Origin of the sequence: Xanthomonas vesicatoria ATCC 35937 (assembly GCF_001908725.1) — a bacterium.
Taxonomy (GTDB): domain Bacteria; phylum Pseudomonadota; class Gammaproteobacteria; order Xanthomonadales; family Xanthomonadaceae; genus Xanthomonas; species Xanthomonas vesicatoria.
This window is the reverse complement of sequence record NZ_CP018725.1, coordinates 1,615,114-1,635,797: the sequence shown is the minus strand read 5'-3', so window position 1 is coordinate 1,635,797 and position 20,684 is coordinate 1,615,114. Positions and strand designations below refer to the sequence as shown.

Annotated in this window: 20 protein-coding genes and 1 pseudogene; 11 read left to right on the top strand and 10 right to left on the bottom strand. The window is 59.6% G+C overall.

Annotated elements, in window-relative coordinates; translation table 11 throughout:
* Nucleotides 1–9 precede the first annotated feature (9 nt).
* The 5 genes from BJD12_RS07090 (at nucleotide 10) to BJD12_RS07070 (ending at nucleotide 8,974) form a co-directional block, all read left to right on the top strand.
* A complete protein-coding gene (locus BJD12_RS07090; RefSeq protein ID WP_042828196.1) occupies nucleotides 10–2,100 on the top strand; it encodes an ATP-binding protein in 2,091 nt (696 codons plus the stop codon).
* A 2-nt stretch (nucleotides 2,101–2,102) separates the two neighbouring features.
* Complete coding sequence (locus BJD12_RS07085; RefSeq protein WP_005994109.1) at nucleotides 2,103–3,467, top strand: hypothetical protein; 1,365 nt, start codon at nucleotides 2,103–2,105, stop codon at nucleotides 3,465–3,467.
* A gap of 132 nt (nucleotides 3,468–3,599) precedes the next feature.
* The gene (locus tag BJD12_RS07080) at nucleotides 3,600–4,238 is read left to right on the top strand and encodes a DUF1629 domain-containing protein (RefSeq protein WP_033837116.1); all 639 of its coding nucleotides are present in this window, start codon (nucleotides 3,600–3,602) and stop codon (nucleotides 4,236–4,238) included.
* A gap of 37 nt (nucleotides 4,239–4,275) precedes the next feature.
* Nucleotides 4,276–8,283 carry a hypothetical protein gene (locus BJD12_RS24920; RefSeq protein WP_074059342.1) on the top strand — a complete coding sequence of 1,336 codons (4,008 nt, stop codon included), beginning with the start codon at nucleotides 4,276–4,278 and terminating at the stop codon, nucleotides 8,281–8,283.
* 64 nt (nucleotides 8,284–8,347) lie between these two features.
* The gene (locus BJD12_RS07070; protein ID WP_206501086.1) at nucleotides 8,348–8,974 is read left to right on the top strand and encodes a hypothetical protein; all 627 of its coding nucleotides are present in this window, start codon (nucleotides 8,348–8,350) and stop codon (nucleotides 8,972–8,974) included.
* A gap of 10 nt (nucleotides 8,975–8,984) precedes the next feature.
* Here BJD12_RS07070 and BJD12_RS24915 read toward each other — a convergent pair whose 3' ends face one another.
* From BJD12_RS24915 to BJD12_RS07050, 4 genes are all read right to left on the bottom strand, one after another.
* The gene (locus BJD12_RS24915; RefSeq protein WP_005988754.1) at nucleotides 8,985–10,220 is read right to left on the bottom strand and encodes an HNH endonuclease; all 1,236 of its coding nucleotides are present in this window, start codon (nucleotides 10,218–10,220) and stop codon (nucleotides 8,985–8,987) included.
* 47 nt (nucleotides 10,221–10,267) lie between these two features.
* Nucleotides 10,268–10,828, bottom strand: a complete 561-nt coding sequence (locus BJD12_RS07060) for a hypothetical protein (protein ID WP_042827633.1) — start codon at nucleotides 10,826–10,828, stop codon at nucleotides 10,268–10,270.
* The gene (locus BJD12_RS07055; protein WP_228860984.1) at nucleotides 10,822–11,091 is read right to left on the bottom strand and encodes an HNH endonuclease; all 270 of its coding nucleotides are present in this window, start codon (nucleotides 11,089–11,091) and stop codon (nucleotides 10,822–10,824) included. The genes BJD12_RS07060 and BJD12_RS07055 overlap by 7 nt, the downstream gene beginning before the upstream one ends.
* A gap of 262 nt (nucleotides 11,092–11,353) precedes the next feature.
* Nucleotides 11,354–11,680 (bottom strand): hypothetical protein, encoded by a 327-nt coding sequence (locus BJD12_RS07050; RefSeq protein WP_005988751.1) that lies wholly within the window; start codon nucleotides 11,678–11,680, stop codon nucleotides 11,354–11,356.
* Nucleotides 11,681–11,946: 266 nt separating this feature from the next.
* Between BJD12_RS07050 and BJD12_RS24910 the strand changes: the two genes are divergently transcribed.
* Nucleotides 11,947–12,513 (top strand): MobA/MobL family protein, encoded by a 567-nt coding sequence (locus BJD12_RS24910; RefSeq protein WP_229003658.1) that lies wholly within the window; start codon nucleotides 11,947–11,949, stop codon nucleotides 12,511–12,513.
* A 214-nt stretch (nucleotides 12,514–12,727) separates the two neighbouring features.
* Entirely contained in the window at nucleotides 12,728–13,543 is an 816-nt protein-coding gene (locus BJD12_RS24905) for a hypothetical protein (RefSeq protein WP_058564027.1), read from the top strand.
* Between the two features lie 71 nt (nucleotides 13,544–13,614).
* On the opposite strand, the gene BJD12_RS07040 is transcribed toward BJD12_RS24905, so the two are convergent.
* The 3 genes from BJD12_RS07040 to BJD12_RS07030 all read right to left on the bottom strand — a co-directional run bounded on the left by BJD12_RS07040 (nucleotide 13,615) and on the right by BJD12_RS07030 (nucleotide 14,678).
* Nucleotides 13,615–13,983, bottom strand: coding sequence for an HVO_A0114 family putative DNA-binding protein (locus BJD12_RS07040; RefSeq protein WP_042827975.1), 369 nt, complete (start codon nucleotides 13,981–13,983; stop codon nucleotides 13,615–13,617).
* A 7-nt stretch (nucleotides 13,984–13,990) separates the two neighbouring features.
* Nucleotides 13,991–14,272, bottom strand: a complete 282-nt coding sequence (locus BJD12_RS07035; RefSeq protein ID WP_005992221.1) for a toxin-antitoxin system TumE family protein — start codon at nucleotides 14,270–14,272, stop codon at nucleotides 13,991–13,993.
* 64 nt (nucleotides 14,273–14,336) lie between these two features.
* Nucleotides 14,337–14,678 carry a hypothetical protein gene (locus tag BJD12_RS07030; protein WP_058562598.1) on the bottom strand — a complete coding sequence of 114 codons (342 nt, stop codon included), beginning with the start codon at nucleotides 14,676–14,678 and terminating at the stop codon, nucleotides 14,337–14,339.
* A gap of 584 nt (nucleotides 14,679–15,262) precedes the next feature.
* Here BJD12_RS07030 and BJD12_RS07025 point away from each other — a divergent pair.
* A complete protein-coding gene (locus BJD12_RS07025) occupies nucleotides 15,263–15,613 on the top strand; it encodes a hypothetical protein (protein WP_005992807.1) in 351 nt (116 codons plus the stop codon).
* 134 nt (nucleotides 15,614–15,747) lie between these two features.
* The gene (locus tag BJD12_RS07020) at nucleotides 15,748–16,293 is read left to right on the top strand and encodes an STN domain-containing protein (protein WP_126936591.1); all 546 of its coding nucleotides are present in this window, start codon (nucleotides 15,748–15,750) and stop codon (nucleotides 16,291–16,293) included.
* On the opposite strand, the gene BJD12_RS24155 is transcribed toward BJD12_RS07020, so the two are convergent.
* Nucleotides 16,279–16,713: a hypothetical protein gene (locus BJD12_RS24155; RefSeq protein ID WP_126936592.1), complete on the bottom strand. Its 435-nt coding sequence runs from the start codon at nucleotides 16,711–16,713 to the stop codon at nucleotides 16,279–16,281. The genes BJD12_RS07020 and BJD12_RS24155 overlap by 15 nt on opposite strands.
* 12 nt (nucleotides 16,714–16,725) lie before the next feature.
* Here BJD12_RS24155 and BJD12_RS07010 point away from each other — a divergent pair.
* Together BJD12_RS07010 and BJD12_RS07005 are read left to right on the top strand one after the other, a co-directional pair.
* Nucleotides 16,726–17,117 (top strand): annotated as a pseudogene (locus BJD12_RS07010) (hypothetical protein).
* A gap of 87 nt (nucleotides 17,118–17,204) precedes the next feature.
* Entirely contained in the window at nucleotides 17,205–17,597 is a 393-nt protein-coding gene (locus tag BJD12_RS07005) for an H-NS histone family protein (RefSeq protein ID WP_005992814.1), read from the top strand.
* A 229-nt stretch (nucleotides 17,598–17,826) separates the two neighbouring features.
* Here BJD12_RS07005 and BJD12_RS24150 read toward each other — a convergent pair whose 3' ends face one another.
* Complete coding sequence (locus BJD12_RS24150; RefSeq protein ID WP_126936593.1) at nucleotides 17,827–18,039, bottom strand: hypothetical protein; 213 nt, start codon at nucleotides 18,037–18,039, stop codon at nucleotides 17,827–17,829.
* 83 nt (nucleotides 18,040–18,122) lie between these two features.
* Nucleotides 18,123–20,255 (bottom strand): glycogen debranching protein GlgX, encoded by a 2,133-nt coding sequence (gene glgX / locus BJD12_RS07000; protein ID WP_005992816.1) that lies wholly within the window; start codon nucleotides 20,253–20,255, stop codon nucleotides 18,123–18,125.
* Nucleotides 20,256–20,684 lie beyond the last annotated feature (429 nt).

The following is a 20,684-nucleotide window of genomic DNA, read 5'->3' as shown; positions in this document are numbered from 1 at the left end:
GAAATAGGCATGAACGGACTTCTTACTCAAGTTTTGTCGAATACTCCGCTGTCACGGCTGATCGGAAAGCCTAGCCAATCTTTCGTTGGCTACGTCTATCGTATGTCTTACGACGAGTGTTTGATTCAGACAAACGACAAGTTCAAGCATGAAGTCAACGGCTTGCCTCACAATTCATTTCTTGTTGCCGCTGGGTTCGACCCAGAAAAATTTTCCGAGTCTTTTGAGGTTGACCGGGAGGTGGTGTTGTTGCGTGTGCTCGGCCCATCGCCGTTACCTCAGGACGGAGATATGGTTCGAACACGCATCGAGCATCACCAGCGACGTTTGGAAAATGAGCGTTACCCTGGCGATAAAAATGATGGTCTTGACCCCATGACAGCCAACGAGTTGCAATGGGGTGGCATGCGCTGTCGAGTGCTCGGAACCTTCTATACCGGTCCTGACGGACAACTACGGCTGGGGAGTGATCTGGAAAACTTCATGAGCTTGTCAAGGATGCGCGCTTACAAGCCGCGCGCCGAAGCCTTGGAGATGATCGTCAATCACATGAATCCGGAAGTCAAAGCCAAGGCACAAGAAGAGGCTAAGAAATCAGGATTTGAAGAAGCGCCCCGACCGATTGACATTGGTCAAGTTCGTTACACCTCAACCGATCGGTTGCATAGAGGCAAAGACGAGGTGCGTGTCCCAGTGCGTATCCAGCCCGCAGACTTCTTGGCGCGGCGAACAGCAGTATTGGGAATGACCCGAACCGGTAAGTCCAATACGGTAAAAACGAGTGTTTCTGCCGTCGCATTGGCCGCTTTAAAATCGAATATTCATGTGGGACAGTTGATCTTCGATGTCAATGGTGAATACGCAAACGCTAATCATCAGGACGATGGGAGCTCTATCGCAGCGGTTTTTGGCCAGGAGCGCGTGGTGCGTTACCGAGCCATGACCACCCAGGGCTTCGAGGATCTCCGGACCAACTTCTATCAGGAGCCCGCGCAGGCAATTGGTTTGATTCAATCGCTCTTTCGAGCGACTCCCTCGTCCTACTCTGGCCAAGATCTGGAAGCCTTTATGGGCACATCTTTGGAAGAGCCGAGCGCACAGGACAAAGGAGATCACGTGCGGTGGGAGAGGCACGTCGCGGTCTTTCAATGCATTCTCTCAAAGGCAGGTTATCGCGCGCCATCAAACTTCGTCGTCAAAGTCCCGCTTAGCAAGGCCTTGGTCAAGCAGGTAACTGACACAATCGATGGAGTTCATGCCCCGTCTTCCGAGAAATCTTCTCTTGAAGATGCTTGCGTCTGGTTTGAGGCCATACGTTTGGCTAATCGAACCCTGAAAGAACGGCAAAAGGAAGAAAGTAAACCCACGATTGGTTTGGAGTCCTCGACCAAAGGAAAGTCTTGGGTAGATCCCACGCTTGAGGCTCTTTTAAACATGCTTGCGCGTGAGAACACGCGCGGCCAACCATTCGGAGGCTACAGGGCTGTTCAAGCGTATACCCCATACCACTCTGAACGCCGTAGCGCCGATGTAACTGTTGAAATCATTGCCCATCTATCAAAGGGTAAGATTGTTATACTTGATTTGTCCGTCGGGCCGGTTGAAATTCGCGAAGTTTTGTCTGAGCGCATTGCGCGTCAGCTCTTCGAGCGTCAGATGAGCGAACTCAATCAAGGGAAAGTTCCACAAAATGTTGTGCTTTATGTTGAAGAAGCTCACAACTTGATTGGCAAGAAATCCGAACTCACTGCCACTTGGCCGCGCATTGCCAAGGAGGGTGCGAAAGCAAAGATCGCATTTGTCTATGCAACTCAAGAACCATCCTCTGTCCATCCGAACATTCTGGCAAATACAGAGAACTGGTTCGTTACGCACCTAAATAACGATGACGAGCTGCGGACGCTCGGGAAATTTTACGACTTCGGTGATTTTCTGCCGTCGTTGAAGTCTGCTCAAGATGTAGGCTTTGCCCGGATTAAAACCCTCTCAGCGCCCTTTGTGATTCCTACGCAGATCAATCGCTTTACGCCTGAGCAGGTTCGCGAAGAAATGCAGCAGCTCGGTGTGGATGCTGGTCAGCTTGGACTTGGAGTTGTTTGACGATGCCCTACCCAGGTGAACCGGCAGGTAAAGGCGGGCATGCGGACTTTGTTCGCAACCCCGATGTGACCACATTTTTGAAAAGCTGTGCTTACCTTCGACAACCTTCCGAACAGGAAGCCGCAAAAATTGGGGCTTTATTTACTACGGCCCCCAGTAGCCCGGAGCCGTTGCTACCACGCATGGTCATCGCCTCAGATGCCAGTAAAAGTGACACGCCGATAAGTGAGCGGCTGCCCAGCACGCAGATCGGATTTTTAAAGGTTAGCCACGTTCTTGTGAATATGGAGAAGTATGCTGGTCTGGTCCCTGCCGGAGGCCGCTTCGTTGACCCTTTTCGTGCTGCTGAGATCCACAGGGAGGCGCACCCAGTTACTTTTACAATGCCAGGAAGCAATGTTCGTTATAAGGGAAGCAAGGGTGTTAAAGACGGCTTCCGGCATGCACTTTTCGATCACCTGCAGAGAGTGGGGAGTGAAAGTCACCGTGGTCAGACACTGCTGAAAACCTTGCGTGACCTAGAAGTAGGTCACATTATTTTATCCAAGTGTCCAAGTTGCCAGGAAGGAATTTCTTTAGTGTTTGACGGTGCTGCCAACGAGTTTGCCTGTCCGCTCTGCGCGGCTCCGATCTATATTAGTGATTCCCTCCGCCTACACGAAGGGATCAGTGATTTTGGCGACAATAGTTCAGCGATGACCCGCATGATGAATGCAGTGGAGCATCTGATGCTTGCTTCTTTCGTCAAGCAAGTCCAGATAGAAGACGTTTCTCGTCTTTCTGATCTTTCTTTTGTGGTGGATGGGCCTCTAGCAATATTCGGTGAGCCCGCAAAACTTTCCCAGCGCCTTCAACGTTTGATATACCAAGTCAACGAAGAGCTTGCGTGTCGGAATCTTCGGCCCATGCTTGTCTTGGGTCTTCAGAAGACTGGGGGTTTGATGGATCACGCAAAGTTGATTGAAGCGCATATTAGACCTGGATCGTTGCGGGTGGTTGACGATGAGTATCGAAATCAATACATCACTGGTGCTGAGTCGCCGTCTGATAACTTCGGCAATGAGACTTATTACGGTCAAGACTTTCTATTTCGAACTGAAAGTGGGCGGATTTTCAACTTTGCAATACCTTATCCGTTTCAAGACAAGACCTGTGCCAAGGGCGGATCGGGGTTTTCCAAGGCTAAAGTCGAGGCGGTTCGTTATGGGACCTTGATCCAGCAGGCCTGTGACCTCATTAGGCATTTCGAGATGGATTTGTATGAAAGTGCAATCGTTCCCGTTGCACTAGCGCATCGTCACGCCTCGATTAGCCTATCCCCTGGAGGAAAGGTTTTGGATCTGATGGTTCGAGCTGGATTGAAATAATCGCGTTTAATGGTTGGTAGAAAAATTCTACGTGGCTTCTCTAGCGAGGTGCTCTTTTCAGCAGGCGTATTGGCGTAATGAAGACGTGGCGGTAAGATTCTTGGTCAGCTGAGAGGTAGTGGAATGTTGCATATGGAATCGACAACCTCCGGTCGTCCAAAGTCCGGCGAGTTTTTCATCCTTGAGGCGGGCAAGATAAACGGGCCGACCAACGGCGTGGTCTTCGAAAATTTAGACCGGCTGCTTTCGCCACCGCGGTTGATTCTGCTCCCCGAAGGCGGCGGCTTCCCACCACTTCGCGAGACCCCGCGCTTGGTCTACAACCCCAGCAAAGGCCCGCCACCTTTGGACCTAGAACCTGGGTTCAGCGGCTACTGGCTGGTGTCTGAGCGGCTCCAGCAAGTCATGGCAACGGTCGATCCCCACGCGTTTGCGTTCGCAGAAGTGGACTACCGCCTTGCCGACGGTAGTGCTGGTCCGCGACATTTCCTTTGTGACGTGGTCCAACAAATCGACGCGTTGGATGAAGTGGCCTCACAACTCTTTGTTGACACCACAGAGCCGTTCGTTAACGGCAAGTTCTACGATCTGACGGGCGGGGCCAGCGTTACCTTTGACCGCCAGCGTTTGGGCGACGCTCACGTGTTCAAGACCCCTTACACCGGTGCAGTCTTTTGCGATCGGGTGTTCAAGGACGCCGTGACGGCGGCCGGAATGGCGACCGATACTGACGCCGACGGCCTTTGGCTGATCGACGCTTCGGATATCTAGTCGCGCAAGCCCGACGGTTTAGGAAGGAACCCGACCCATGCCTCGCAGCAGGCCTGTTTTCCAAGACCACCACGCCATCGAGCAACAGACGCTGGATCGAAGCCCCTTGCTCAAAGCGTTGTCGAACGCGGGGCATTTCGATATTCACGCGCCGGAGAACCGACTGTTCCTGCCATCGAACCCCGCGTTTGCGCAGACCCTGGGCATCACCCCGCATAGCGGGGGGCCTATCGCTGACTACCAAGTCGGGCTACGGCAGAGGTTATGGCGCTTGGAGCAGACCCCAGACGGAGTGGGAGCGCTAGCGGGCGATGCGGATGCCCTGGAGCGCATCGCCGGGCGTGTAGAAACGCTGCGCGATACCGTCCGTGTGGGCCTCATTCGAGGCGACCTGCACACCAACGCTCCATTGGGGTTGAAGCCTGACGACATCCGTCCAGGCGTCCAGAACTTCTTTCGCAACGAAGTCGCTTATGGGAAAGCCCACGCCGTGCAACTTCATAGTCTGAAGGGCTATGCGGCGGTGGATAACGGCTGGGCGGCGGTGACGCATACAGAAGCCCGTGTGGCGAGCACGCTCCAGCATATCCAGAGCGTCCCCAACCCTTTGACCCGTGGTGGTGCGGTTGAACTTCAGCGGCATGGCCTGTCCCAGGCCATTTCAAATGCCTACCACGGCGGCCGACTCACCATGTCACCCAGTGGCGTGACCTTGGTCGAGCAGACCCTGGGCGAGGAGGCCGCACAGAACCTACGCGTCCCCCGAGGCCAGCTCGGTGGCGTATCCATGGAGCTACTGTTGGGCGAAGCATCGGCCCGCACGTTGGTGCGATCGGGCGGCTTGTTGGCGACCGGCGCAGACGCAGTGCTGACCGCCCGCCGCTCGGCCGAATTGCTGGAACAAGGCAATGCCACCGCCGCGCAGTCCGAGGTCACCCATGCTTTGGCGCGCAATGTCGGCGGCTGGGCCGGTGGCGCGTCCACCGCAGCCGCGATTGGTGGCAGCGGCTTCGTGCCTGCTGCCCTAGTGGTGGGCGATGCGCTGTTGATGAGCAAGGCCTTCGACAAAGGCGCCGATTTGCTGGACAACCGCGCCATCTACCACCAAACGGACAAGGCTGGCGTGGAGTGGCAGTTCAATGGTCGCAACTGGCAGCGCGACGCGGCCATCGACCTCGTCCAGGATGGCCGGCGCACGAGCGGTGAGCAACCCGTGGTCGCCAGCTACGAAAAATCCCAGGAGCTGGGTGCGCTGGCCAACGCCAAGGCCGTGGAGTTGGCGTTGTGCAAGGCTCCACCACCACAGGACCCTTTCAACCTCCCTGCAAGAGCCAGCGACCAAGTGGGACTGGACAACCAGAACTGGCATCGCAATCCCGAGAGCCAGGCATGGGAGCGCCAGGTCAAAACCGCCGTGTTCGGTGCCAACGACCGGGGCAGCTACGAACACCAAACCGCTTCCCCTGAACGCGCGCGACAGCTCAACCAAGAAGCCCTGGGCCGCATCGAAAGCAACATCGCCACTGGGCGCGAAGCCATCGCCGCCGCCTATTTGGAAAACCATGCCGCGCAGCGAGCCCAGGCTTACGGTGTCGAAGTGCCTGCGGCAGTGGAAAGCGTCCTCGCCAAGCAAGGTCACGTGCAGGGACACGACGGCCAGGTCTACCAGCGGAACGAGTCTGGGCAGTGGGCCGGCAAGGATGGCGTCGCCAGTGGCAACCTGGCAATGGAGCTGGAACTGACCGACCGACTGCGGCAGCCCTCAATCGAGCGCTCCCAGGAAACCTTGGCGGCGATCCAGGCACTTCCCGCGCCGACCGCTGCGCAGATGGAGCACAACGAACTGCTGCATCGTTACCGGGCGGCAGGCGTTGATTTGAACGTCAACCCGCAGACCCAGCAGGCCGTGGAGCTGGCCTCGCAGCGGACCATAGACGCCAACGGCATCACCGGGCCGACCATGCAGCAGTTGCAGCGCAATGAGTCGGGGCAATATGGGTATGACAGCCCCATCGCGCACCTCCAGCGCGGCAGCGATGGGATCACTCGCGTGGTAGCCGTCACTAGCAGCGAAGACATCTGGCAGGCGTTGAGTGAGGAGCGGGACCACCGACAGGAATCGGCAACCGTTGCTCGGGTGTCCGAAGCGACGGGAGATGGCGACACCTCGACCTCTGAGTCGTCCAATCCGCAGCAAGTGCTGGATATCCAGGCGCGCATGCAAGCCTCTGTGGCGGCGCAGGCGCGACAAGAACGCGAACAGCAAGATCGTGTTGCGCACGAGCAGCACGTCGCGCAAGTGCGCGAGCACCTCCAGCAGGCACAGCCTGAGCACGAAGACAGGTCACAAAGCGAACAAGCAGTCCAGGCGCAGGCGGTGTTGGAAGGGCAACGCCAAGCAGCGCAGCAACGCGAACAGAAAGAACGCGAGCAACAGGAGCGGCAATCACAGGCCAGCCAGCAGCGCGAACTGCAGGAGCGTGAGGAGAGGGATGTCGAGCAACGTCAGGCGCAAGAGCGCCAGGCCGACAACCAACAGCGGGAGCAACAAGACCGCCAGGCTCAAGAAGCAACGCGAACTGAGGTCCAGGAACGCCAGGCTCAGCAAGCACAGCAGCAAGCCCCCAGCCAGCACGCCTCACAGCAAGCCGACCCTCAGCCGCACGCTCCGAATGCGGCGCTGGCTCAACAAACGCCACTGCCCGAGTTGCCGCAGGAAGACGCGCGTCAGCAGTTTGAAGTCCAGAACCAACAGACAGGCGAACAGCTGGCTCACAACCCACCTGGCCCACTGAAGCAAACCCCTGGTCTAGGTGATGCGCAGCTGCGTCAAGCACAAGAAGCGGAGCGCGCGTTCGAACCGCAATCGTTGCAAAGCCGCGACACCGCGCGCATTCAGGTGCCTCCCTCCGAGGACCGGGAATCGGGCAACGCACCTTTGCAAAGCGCGCAGGCCGATGCGGTGACCCCGGCGCTGTATCACCAGGTGCAAACGCAGCAGGCGGAGATGGAGCAAGCGCCGATCCGCCAGCAAGACGCGGCACGTGAGCAAGAGACAGAGCCGGTTCGCGTCATGGCCCCAACAACGCCTGCGACAGCAGACCCATGGATGGCACCACAGGCCAGGGCGCTTTCAACTCCTGAGCAAGAGACCAAGGCAGAGCAGCCCCGTCCTTCAGACACCTTGATCGCTGCTCATGGTGCGCCGTTGCTGCCACCTCAACACCTCGCGCAAGCACACGAGCAGTCCCCAGAAGCCAGTGCCGTGAGTCGCTCCTCCGTCGGGGCAGCAGACGCAGAAAACCAACGCACTCAATCGACCCCAGCGCAGGACCGCAGCGCCGCGGACCCGGGCGGTGCTCTATTCCTGGAAGAGACCATGCGCTCGCTGCGCCAGCTGCAACAGGAGATTGAGCAGGCTGATCGGGAAGACGAACGCTTCCACCAGGAATGGAAGGCGTATCGCGATCGTGGAGAACCTTATCCCTTCGCTCAAAAGAGGGCGCTAGACCAGGAGGGTGGCAGCATCGATGCATTCAGCGCGCACCAACCAAATGGCCGCTCGCCCAGTGAAGCCGCTGAGCAAACCGATGCCTTTCCACCCCTAGCTCAGCGCTTCGCCGGTCCAGGGGCAGGGGATGCGCCAAACGATTCGTCGCAGACTCAGCGAAAATCCATCACCGGCGACCCGGACGTGGACGAGGTGCTCTACGCGCTTGACAGCAAAAATGAGCTGGCGATCGAGCAAGCGCTAGATCGGGTGGCCAATAGTGCCGCGACGCAGGCTTTGTTGAAGAAGGGCAACGAGTTCCTGGAGGCGCAGGCCCAGCAGGAGGCCCAGGAGCTCGCCGCCACACGCCAAGCGCTGGGGATGGATGTCTCAGCGGAAATCAACACCAGCCGCGGGCCGGTCATGGTGATGACGCTGCCGGAGTTTGCCAAGGGACCGATGCAGAGCGGTCCCCAAGGGGACGGCGGCGGGGGTGGAGACGGCGGTGGCGGCGGGGGAGGAGGCGGTGGTGGTGGTGGAGGGGGCGGCGGTTAGTCAAAATCGCTTCCGTGACCAGCCGAGCTCAGGAAACCTCATGGACAGGCAAGACGCCGCCGCAATGGCGGAAATGATGGCCACGCTGAATGCATCGAACACCTCGTTGCAAGAGACGGTCAAAGTGCTGACGACGTTGGTGGCATCCATGCAGCAGCGCGAACAACGGTTGCGCGAGGTGATCGCCGAACAACTCCAGGTGCTCCAGCACACGGCCAGCAGCGCCGATGCCAAGGTCACTCGGGTATTGGACAACGCACTGCCGAGGCTGACGCAGCTGACCAATCAGGCGTTGACGCAGACGCTGGAACCGGCCGCCAAGCGATTCAACAAAGAAATGGCCACTGCGGATGAGACACTGCAGCAAGCCACTCGGCGTTACGCGCAGGCCCAGCAGTCGTTGGAAACAAAGATTACTCGACGCATGGGCATTGCATCCGCCACGATGCTCGTGGCGGGCGTGCTGGGGCTGGGTGCAGTGGCTTACTCGGTGGGCATCATCAACGAGAAGCGCAGCGAGCTGGTGCAGCTCCGCACCTCAATCGACTATTGGGAGCGGGTGGCGCGCGCTGACCTAGCACCTTGTGGCGAGGGGAGGATCTGCGCCACGCTCGAAAAGAACGGCCCACGTTTCGGCAGTCAGAAGCAATACCGTGCCGTTAGCCTGCGCAGCGCCTCAGACGCGCGCTGATGCTCGTCGACTATGGGCCTGATGCGCCGTCGAGCTCCTGACAACGCCGGGCGTGTTCGCTCAGATGGTCGGGATTGGGGCGGTTCGTCTTTGACTCCGGCTGACGCACAGTCTGGCCTCTGAGAGCAAGGTAGTCAGTGGTAAGCAACGATGGAGCCAACGCGACCTTGTTCTCTGGGGTGACCCAGAGCAGCAGGCAGTCGAAAAGGGTGTGGAGGTCGGCGCGGAGCAACAAGCCGTTGTCCACCCGGTCGGTGTGGTCTCCTCGGTAAGGCAATATATGCGCCGCCTCCAAGACCTCCTTCGCCGAACAGCCAGTGATGGCACAACGGCCGCCATACGCGTCCAGCAACTGGTTCCGGAAAAAAGATTGACCACGGCGCTGGGCTACTGCACGCATGGCCCAGACACGTGCGTCATGGTCTGAATCCAATGGAGGCAGATGCGAAAATGCCGCGTCTTGCCCTTCTGCCTCGGCTGTCGATTGTGCGGTGGCGGCCAACTGCACAGCCTCCCAAACGCCGCCGTCGTTCGGCTGCAAAGTCCAGTGGCCATGGATGCTTGCTCGAAAGGGCTCATACGTCACGCCTCGGGATTTGCCTCGTCTGAAAAGGAGATCACGAGGATGATTGAAGTTCGAGCGCCAATCCTTCCGCGTCTTGTCGTAATGCCGACGATTCGTGTCGTTGACGGTCAGGAAAGACAAGTTCGCTCCCAGGTCGGAGTGATCCTCGCCTGGATAGTGCGCACCAAGCCACTCCCGAATTTCTGAGGTGGAGGAAGGCTTGGCCAGCGCTCCCACGGCCTCAGCCACGTGCCAGTATTTCACGGTAGCTCGGTCGCGCAGGATCACCTCTGTTTCAGGGAGCTCGCCATCGCGCTCAAACGCAAGTTCAAAAGAATTGGCCTCAAGCGATACCACATGGCCGACCAGGCTGAAGTCCGGCTCGAAGTCCTTGGAGGCGCGGGCGGCATTGCCGGCCATGACTTCCGTCGGATTGTCAGAGGTAGCCACCACGACTCGGATTGGCAAGCGTTCCGCGAGGGCCTGCTCGAGATGAGCACGGAAAGTGTGCTTGCCACTGCCCTGCCAATGAGCGGTCTCCATCGCATAGCGGGACATGTCGGGAGAAAAGTTGTGCGACCACAGGCTCAAAATGACTTGGCGCGGATTCTCAGACATGGCGGACGAGTTGAACTGCGGGTCCTTGATCTCAACGCCATATCGGCGAAAGGCATCGCTCATTCGCATAGGGTGTCAGTGTCCTCGGCAATGGGTGCTCAGGCGTGGCGTTATGGGGTCGAGCCAAGCGGGGTGACTACAATCATGCGTTCGTCAATGGCTGGCCCTCGGTCGAACGTGTATTCGAAGCGGTAGCCGTTGCCCTCCACGGTAAAGTTCTTCTTGCCCTTGAACGCTTTAAGCAAGGCTTTATCGTGGTCGCTTGGATACAGCTTGACGAGGTCGTGGATCATCTTGTCTGCGTCTTTGGCGTCTGCGTGGAGCCCATAGCCGCGATCCTTGAACCAATCGTTCCATAGGAATTTCGTGGTGGACACCCTGCCGGTTTCCGGCTCTTCGTTGATAAAGAACTTGACTGTCTCGGCCTCGCCGCCGATACAGCCAAACAGGGCCCCCCAGCCTGAGCTCCCTGGCGTGATCTTGGTTGACTTGCATGAAAGCACTGCCTTGCTGCGCTCGACCTCTTTCTGGAAGGGCGTGACCACTGCACGATCGGCCGGCTGCTGCGTTGGGCTTTCCGGGGGCGGCGATGGCTCGGCCGGCGGCGGAGAGGATTGGGAGCAGGCAGTCAGCAGGAATACGGCACTGGGGAGTAGGCGACGGATCAACATCCGATGTGAGTTCCAGTTGGAGGCGTGGGCCACCATCTTCCCATTGCAAGTCTCTTTCGAACCAGCTGCTTGAACACGTCAGGAGATGGAGCAGGCCCTTGCCGCTTGTGGCGTCCTTGGTTGCAGCGGGCGTGCGCGGCCACCACGTTCTCGGGCATATCCAAGCCGCCGTCTTGTTGAGCAATCAGGTGTTCGGCCGTGCATTGGTAAGGACGGGCCGAGCGGGGGCTTAAGCCCAGTTCGTTAGGCAAGGCGAGCCACATCGGGAGGCCGCAGTAGAAACAGCAACCCGACTGGGCGTGAAAGGCACGGATGCGAAGAGATTTGAGGCGCTTGTTGCTCATAGTAGGCTCCGGAATCAAAAGAAGATTCCCGTGCCTCCTAGTGGAGAACCTCGGGCACCCGGAGCCTAGCGGCTATGCGGGCACAACACCGGGGGGATGCCCCCACTGGCAGACACGTTGTAACCGACCATCGGTGCGGCTGCAACTGTTCGGCGCGCGATGGCAGGGCGGGCGAGCAGGCTCAACGCGTGGTGTGACTTTCTTCAGCGTTCGAGATTTCCATTCGCAACGCGCCGAGGGAGCGCGCTTGGTTACGGATTGCCGCGTCGCTCCGATTTCCTACGTGAGCCAAAAGCGCACCCACCAACTCGGCATCCTCCAGCGATTCTGCTCCTGCAAGGAACACGAGCTCTGCTACCCGTGTGCGTCGCTTGGCTTCTTCGCGGCGTTGCATCTCCTTGGCCTTCACCGCTTGGCGCTGTTGCGCTAAAAGCTCGCGCGCTTGATGCTGAGCTAAGCGTTCCGTGGCGCGTTGGATTTGGTCCCGGTAGTGATTCGTTGCGGTCATGCGTTTCTCCTGCCTTGTGGAAATGAGTCAACCAGGAAAACGGCTTGCGTCAAGCGTTGGGCTAGTCTCGAATTTCGTCCGCCCCGAGAATCGAAAAGGCTGAAAAACAAGGCTTAGAAGAAAGAAGCAAGAGCGCACCTAGGTGTCACTGCGTGACACGTGCGCAAGGGACGATGCCCCTTGAACCCCAAGCGCCAAGGGCGCTTGCGAAAATCCAAAGCCAAGGCATAAACCAAGCAATCCCACTGCTTCGGAGTCGCCGCCTCATGGCCATCTACCACGCCAACGTCAAAACCTTCAGCCGTGCCAAAGGACATTCGTCCATCGCAGCAGCCGCCTACCGCGCCGGTCTGCTGTTGGAGGACGCGCTCACCGGCCTGCGCCACGACTACCGCCGCCGGGACGGCGTCGTCGAAACGCGCTGCATCGCCCCCGAGGACGCGCCCGATTGGGCCCTGGTCCCCGCTGAGCTCTGGCCGGCGGCTGAGGCGGCCGAGCGTCGCAAAGATTCGACGGTTGCCCGGGAGTTCGAGTTCGCGTTGCCGCACGAACTCGATGACCTCCAGCGGTCCGAGCTGGCCGTGGAAGTCACCCGCGCATTGGTCGGGCGCTACGGGTTCGCGGCCCAGGCCAGCATCCACAGCCCAGGCAGCAAGGACGGCCTGAACTGGCACGTCCACGTCCTGGCAACGACGCGGCGCATGGGGCCCGGACGGTCTTACGGACAAAACCAAGGAACTGGACGGCCGGCCGTCGGCACGTGTCGAGGTGCAATGGGTGCGCGAACTCATCGCCTCCACCATCAATGCCCATCTCGAAAAGGCAGCGCTTGAGATTCGGGTGGACCACCGCAGTTTGGAAGCACAGGCAAGTGACGCCTTGGCGCGTGGCGACCTGGCCGCGGCTGCCATCCTGTCCCGCGAGCCCACCAAGCACGTCGGCAAGAACGGCACCGCCCTGGCCCGGCGGGGCCAGCCGTCGGAGCGTTCGGACGAGAACCGTCGGATCGAAGAGGCCAACGAGGAGACCTTCCAAAAGCTCATCGCCGTGTTCGAGCAGGAGGGGCGGGCCATGCCGGTGCCCGACGGTCACAGCCAGGCCCAGGCCGAGCGCGAAGCTCGCCGACCTTCTGATGGGCTGTCCTTGTCGCTCGGGCGCGGGGCAGGGCACATCGAGGTGTCCCGCAGCATGGCGACCATTGCACGTGGGTTGGGACTGATGGAGGCTGAGGAAGCCAAGCCGTCGCGCCAGCCACGTTCGGTCTCCGAGCTCGCGGAGGAGGCTAGCGACAAATGGGGAGTGGCTGTTCAAGCGGATCCCCGCTTGGCTCAGACGCTCCAAGCAACCCAGCGCCTGTTGCAGTGGATTAGGGAACACGTGGCTGCCTTCGCCGAAGAGGCCCGGCTACGCCCGGACCTCAACGAGTTGCTCCGTCGACTGCGGCGCTTCAAGGCAGCGGCCATGAAGTTTGCCCGGCGGCTATTGGCGGTGCGTCGAGCGGAGAAGCTGCACCACATGGCCGAGAACGCGTGGCACGACTTCCTGGCGAACAATCCCGAGCCGGGGACCTCATGGACGCAGGGGGACTGGAAGCAGCGGCGCGGGCGTCGGTTGAGCACCCTCGAAGCCCGAGCCGCAGAGCTGGCCGATGCAAGGGCCCGGGTGACCCCGGAGGAACAAGCCCTCTGCGAGAAAGAGGCGTCGGCCAGCGCGGCGCACCTGGAGGTGTGGAGCCGAGACATGCTCCAGCGCTATCCCGTGGAACTCGACATGGCGATTGAACCCGATCAGCCCCGTCCAAGCCCTCTCATCTCCGTCCCTCCTGCGCCTGACTACGTTCCCAAACCGCCGCGCTTCCACTGAAGCCAAAAAGCCCCGCAATGCGGGGCTCTTTTTGAGATGGCGCTGAATGGTCAGACGATGGCACCGCCTAACTAGGCTGCCTCAGCTTCAGCTTCCGTGCGCATTTCGAACTCAACGTGCACGCCGTCATAGGGTAAGTGAAGGGCGCCGGCCTCGGTTTTATTGATCAGGCCGCAGTTCACCAACGCAGTCGCGTCAGTGTGGACGCCTTTCACGTCACGGTCTACCCGTCGAGCCAGCTCTCTCACGCCAAGCGGGCCGGTGCCAGCAAGAGCCTCCAGCAGACTCCAACGGTTGGCATTCAGTGTTCTCAGAAGATCTTCGCCGCTCGTGAAGGTGAAGCGCGGCACGGCGTCGCCTTTTCCGCGCGCTGCAGCTTTCATCTGCGCTTTCACTTCCTCTATGGTGGCGACTCCAATGGTCAGAATGTTCTTTTCCATGTTGTCCTCACAGTAGGGCCACATCGGCCCAAAAATCATCTGTCAATTGATCGAGGGTGGTGAAGTTGTAAGGCATTTCCACCGCACCTATGTGCTTGTGGTCGCCTTTGCCCGCTTCATTGTCGTAACGCAATACACATGTCCCAGCGACCACGTAAGCTAAACCGTATTTGTAGTTGTGGGCACTACCGCGCACGGGCTTGGGCACAAGCACAATACGTATTTCAGCAAAAGCATCTTCACCCCACTTGACGCGGCGATCTGTCAGCACCTGACTCTTGCTGCTCATGTTGTAATCCTGACAACAATCAATGGTGTTGTCAAGATTACATCACCTACGCCCCGTGTAGGGTTCAGTGAAGCGTTGGGCGCTTCTTGCTGCGCACGGGATCCAGCTGGGAGTCTTTGGGCGTCCGGCCTGCGCGCCATTCGTCTATCGATGGGAGCTCCCGAACGATGACGGCCTCCCGGGTGCGCACCGGTTGGGAGGGACCGGGAGGAGCATGCTCCAAGGATTGGGCGGCAGTGCCTCCGCCTTGCGGCTTTTTCTGGCTGTAGACGATCAGTTCGCCAGCGGACGCCCAGGCATTGCAAACATTGCGTTGGCGCACCAGAGGCTCGTCCGAAAGGGTCTGGCTCATCAATCCAGCGAGCAGCTGGCCAGCGATTTCGAGTTGTTGGGGGTTGGTGGTCATGAAAACTCCTGCGTGTGGGGAAGTCCTCATCCAACCAACAATTCTCAGCTAAGCAAGAGCTCGCTTCGGGCCCCACTTCACAAATTTGAATACGAGGCAAAATTTCAGTTTTGGTATGCCCAATGTTGATAGGTGGGGTCCCATCGCTCTCCTGGTCAGCCGGGAAATAGCGGGCTTTGCGTTGCTGGAGGAGATGCGCCTACCAAGCTTAGGAGACCGGACGGCTACCCTCCCTCCGGGGCCTATCCGGTCCCCAAGAAGTCCAGGGCTCGCAGGCTCAGAGACTTGAAGCGCTGCCGCTCGCTTGGCTATGATCGGGTATCACGCGGGGTATCACAAAAGGTATCATTTTTGGATCACCCCACTCCGGGATAAGCTAGGAAAATCAATTGGTTGGCGTGGGAGGATTCTGTTCCCATCGCCCGCTCCAATGCCCACGGCTTGGGCGCGTTGAGACGGTCAGGCCGTTCTGCCGCGTCACCATCCTGTCTCCGCCAGCCTGATCGTTTTCGCGGCACTGGCAGGTGCTGGCTCGCGCTATGGGCTAACGTTGCTCAATTCTGATCGCAGCGAGACATCGGGGCATGTTGGCATCTTTATCGGATGCAATAGCGGGTCAAGCTGCAATCGCTTTCTGGTTTGTCGCGTTTGCCCTGGCGGCATTGACGCTGGTTCGTCATGCCTCGGGGTGGGCATCGATGATCGTCAAACAGTGCGCAATGGCGAGTGTGGCCGTTGGACTGCCGCTGGCAGTGTGCTTGCCATCCTCGGCGTACGTTCTGAAGCTCGCGGCGATGCTCGCCTTGTCGCTGTGCCTGTTTGCCGTCGGCGTCACGCGTGGGCCGAGGCGATGCCTATGGCTCGGTCTAGGGGCTGCAGCGCTGGCCCATGGCGTCGTGGCATTTCAGTACGTGCTGATGGAGACCGCCAGATAGATGTTCGACGTTACTCCGATGAACTGCTGCGCAGGCATTGAAGAGTGTGCCTTACGGCGCCGGTTTCATTGCCGTTCGGGATCGCCGGTCTAGCGTTCGCAGCGCACGGATGTCCGTGTAATCCGGATGCGATCATGTCTGTTGTTCGTAATCGTTTGCCTGCGCTCGTCGTTGCACTGGGTGCCATCCTCTGTGCGGGCCCCGTCTTCGCAGCCTGCCAGCCAGGGCCGTTTGCTGTTTCGTTGCCTGCACAGCGGCTCGACGAGCGCTTGCAGGAGTTGGCCCACGTCACCGGATGCGCGGTGGAAGTAGATCCGACACTTCTGCAAGGCAAGCACGCCGTTGCCTTATCCGGATCCTTGACCACCGATCAGGTGTTCGTTCAATCGGTGCGCGGCAGCGGCCTGGAAGCAGTGCCAGCCGATGACCATTGGCGCGTCAATCAGGCGCAGCAACTGTACTTTGCCGAGCGGGTGGAGACCTTGCGCAGCGCGATTGCGGATGCGCGCAAGAGCAAATCGATAACGCCCGGACGCGCGAAAAAACTGACGGCGTACCTGTCGAAGATTGCTGTCGATGTCCCCAGGCTTGTGCGCGAGCAAGGTTTTCTCAGTGCGGCGGAGCGGGCGTCTTATGGGCGCATGTTGAAAGATGTCGAGCAGTCGCTAGGAAGGGTCTGAACAACGTGCGGCGTTGCAAGCGAAGAGTTGCTGAGAAGTTGCTTGGGGCGGTGATTGGGTGCGACGACGGTCGGTGGTGCTGCGGTTTTCATCAGGCCGATGCTTGATTTGAGGATGGATAGGCGCATTGCATGTGCAGGCAAGGTCTCTGACATCACGATCCGGATCCGGCCTGATTTCAGGATGGTTGGCGATCGGTACGGCGCACTCCGATGGAAGGCCGCCCAATGTCGCAGGCTTGCCACCAATATGGTCGATCCCAAGCTGGTCTCTATCGCTGCGATGTGTGATGCCAATGACATCGATTGCAGGCTCGCTGCCGCTAGAAAAATGGCGCCATAACTTCGGCTTTTTCTTGTGCAGGGTCAGGAACCTCCTGATTGAGAATGCCTCGCATGACGACCATAGTGACTGCATCATCGAGCGGACACCATGACGACTACTCACTCCCAGCTGGTTGGTGCGCTGATCAAGGCATGCGTCGCGCCGAGTCTGCGCGCGTCGCGTCGATTGCCTATCGCAACGGGCCGGCGGATCCGGCGGGTGTGTGTGGCACGCCGGACGACGCCGGCAAGGTGCTGGAGATGTTCAAGCTCGACGCCGAACAGATTCGCCAGATTGGTTTGATCGGGGTAGAGGAATTGGGTGAGGCAGTTTGTCACGCGTGGTCGATCAACGCCGGACAACTGGACCGGGTGGTGCAGTGGTTCACCGCGCCCAGGGTGGAGTTTGTCGGCAAACACTGCAGCGAGCTGATCCGGGCAGGTCGCATTGGGCCGGTGCTGACCATGGCCCGAGAGCATGCCCTGCTGCGGCATCGCTGAGCGCCAGTAGACCCGGCGAGGGCTGGGCGCTTTACGCTAGGCAGCGCAGGGGCAATACTCGCTGACCCACCAACCTCAGTTTCGTCAATGCGCCAGGTTCCGCCCGCTTCACCCTCTGCCGCCGCCAAGGCCCAGCTGCTGGAAGAGTTGCGCAAGCTTGAGCAGGAAGAGGCACAGCTCAAGTATGCCCAGACCCTAGAAGCGTTCGACCAGGTCGTCGAAGTGCTCACCCGGTTCGGCAGCCGGTTTAATGCGAAGCAGAAATCCCAGATTGCCTCGCTCGCCATGACCGGCAAGTCCAAGGGCCCGCTGTCGTCCACTGGCGAGGTGGTCGCCAAATACTGGCTTCCGCATTCCGGCGAGACCTGGTCTGGCCGTGGCCGCACACCGCGTGCATTCAAGGCCTGGGAAGGCACCAGCTCCTACAAGGAATGGAAGTCCAAGCATCCGGACAAGCGTTTCCCGCTCTATCCGGGCTGATTTTTTGCGTGTTGGGTTGCTTATGGCGGAGTTGATCCGAGTCGCATCGGTTAGCCGCGTAGTCGCTTGTTTGATGCATGCCGCATTTCGTCGGGAGCCACCGCCCGGTAGGACGCCCCTTTTAGGGCTGCGGGCCTTTGAGTTTTGATTGCGCGCTTGGAATGCGCATTGCGCTGAGTCCAGATAGATAATGCAATCAACCGTGCGCAAGCTGCCCGATGTTGGGGCATCAGGCCAGGTGAGTCCCTAAGCGCTGATGATCCGATGTATCGCCGCCTGCCTTCGGTTTTGTTGCCTGATATTTGCAGGCCGCAAGGAAGATGTAACGCTCCCACGAGTCAGTGCATCGCCAATGCGAATCGCGAAGGTCCATTTGCATAAACGCCGCCGGTACGATGCGGGAGCTACCCAGCATCACGCCAAGCGTCTTGTATGTTGTCATCCAACGAGCATCCCCGCACCTAAAAAAGCTCGCCGCCCACCATGTCGGTGGGCGGCGAGCCTGATTGCAGCGCCGCTCAATCCTTATTGATCGTTCTTGCACTCGAAGACCGACACGCTGCGTGGCGGTGCCAGGAATTCGCTGGCGCCGGCCGGCATCATGTCCACTTCCAGTGCTTCATCGGTGGACAGTACCAATTTCCAATGCACCGGTTCGTCGGTGGCTGGCAGGGTGAAGGTAACGCCCTCATGGTAGGCGTTGATGACGATCAGCAAGGTGTCGTCGTTAGCCAGCTCCTTGACGCCGGAGGTCTGCGCCTTGCCTTCCAATAGCAGGCCAACCGAGCGCGCACCTGCGTCTGTCCAATGTGCGTCTTCCATCTCGGTGCCACCGGGATTGAGCCAGGTGAGATCGCGCAGGCCAGCCTCTTCGTTGTATTGCCCATTGAGGAAGCGGCCACGTGACAGGATCGGGTAGCGCTTGCGTAGCTTGGTCAATGCCTTGACGAAGTCGGTGAGCCGACCCTCGGTTGGGTCGTTGTCCCAATCCAGCCACGTGATCTCGTTGTCCTGACAATAGGTGTTGTTGTTGCCACCCTGGGACTGCGCACGTTCGTCGCCGCTGAGCATCATCGGCGTGCCTTGCGACAGCAGCAGTGTCGCAAGCAGATTCTTCATTTGCCGCTCGCGAATCTGCAGGATGTCGGCGTTGTCGGTCTCGCCTTCTTCGCCGTAATTGCAGGAGCCGTCGTTGGACGAGCCGTCGCGGTTGTCTTCGCCGTTGTCGATGTTGTGCTTTTCGTTGTAGCTCACCAGGTCGCGCAGGGTGAAGCCGTCATGCGCGGTGATGAAGTTGACCGAGGCCCAGGGGCGGCGGCCGCGGCGGTCGAACAGATCGGCCGAGCCGGTGAAGCGTGTTGCGAACTCTGCCAGCTTGCCGTCCTCGCCTTTCCAGAACTCGCGCGCGTTGTCGCGGAACTTGTCGTTCCACTCCGACCAGCCCGGCGGGAAATGACCCACCTGGTAGCCGCCCGGCCCACAGTCCCACGGCTCGGCGATGAGCTTGACCTCCGACAGCAGCGGATCCTGGTTGCACGCATCCAGGAATCCACCTCGCTGGTCGAAGCCGCTCGGCTCGCGGCCCAGGATCGTCGCCAGATCGAAGCGGAAGCCGTCCACGTGCATCTCGCCTGCCCAATAGCGCAGCGAATCGTTGACGAACTGGATCACCCGCGAGTTGCTCAGATTGAGCGTGTTGCCGGTACCGGTGTCGTTGATGTAATAGCGCTTGTCTTCGGCAAGGCGATAGTAGCTTGCGTTGTCGATGCCCTTGAACGAGAGCGTCGGCCCCAGTTCACTGCCTTCGGCGGTATGGTTGTAGACCACGTCCAGAATCACTTCCAGGCCCTGCTTGTGCATGGCTTTGACCATGTCGCGGAACTCGTCGCGATGGCCGCTGGAGAGGTAACGCGACTTCAGCGCGAAAAAGCCGATGGTGTTGTAGCCCCAGTAATTGCGCAGTCCCTTGTCCAGCAGATGCTGATCGTCCAGGTACGCATGCACGGGCAAGAGTTCGACGGCGGTGATGCCCAGGTCCTTGATGTACTGCAAGACTTGCGGCTGCGCGAGACCAGCGAAGGTGCCGCGCACGGCCTCGGGCACTTGCGGGTTACGCATGGTATAGCCGCGGACGTGGGTTTCGTAGATGACTGTTTCGTTCCACGGCTTGAGCAGTCGCGCATCGTCGCCCCAATCGTAGGTGTCTTCGACGACCACGCACTTGGGCATGAACGGCGCACTGTCGCGCTCGTCGAAGCTCAGGTCGCCGTCCGGATGACCGACCGTGTAGCCATACAGCTCGTCGGCCCAGATCAGATCGCCTTCGAGCTCGCGTGCGTACGGGTCCAGCAACAGCTTGTTGTGATTGAAGCGGTGGCCTTCGGTCGGCTCATATGGGCCATGTACACGGTAGCCATAGCGCTGGCCCGGCTTGGCATCGGGTAGGTAACCGTGCCAGATCTCATTGGTGTATTCGGGGAGGTCGACGCGTGTTTCGTTGCCCTGTTCGTCGAACAGGCACAGTTCTACACGGGTGGCGTGCGCAGAAAACAACGCGAAATTGGTGCCCTTGCCATCGAAGACGGCGCCGCGGGGAAACGGGCGCCCCTGGCGGATGCGGGAGGGGTTGGCATAGGCCGCGCTTGCTGGACGTCGCATTGAGAGTCTCGGGTGCGCCGGCATGCCGGCATTGAGGGGGCTCAAGCATTGCGGTTTTCGCTGTGCAAGACGCGTTACGGCAACACGGGTGCGGCGTGAGGGGCGTATCGCCAAGTCTTCGCGCTGCGGCTTGCTGCGTCAGAGCGCAGTGGCGGCGTTCGCTTGCTTCAGCTGCGGCACCTCTCGATGGATGGCACGGCGATGCCGTCTGCCATGTCGCTGTCTCTGCATGATACTGTGCGTTGGCGCTGTCAAAGCGTCTGCCCGCGGCTTGAGGGCCGCGTGTGCGCCCTGCTAGCATCGATCCGGTTGGAGCGGCGCCCCCATGCGTTGTTGCAACACCTGCTGAGGCGTCATCGCCTCTCCATCCTCGGGGCCGTCGCATACCAGTTCCATCGTCGCGAGCAGGGCCCAACGCGCCCGCACGCG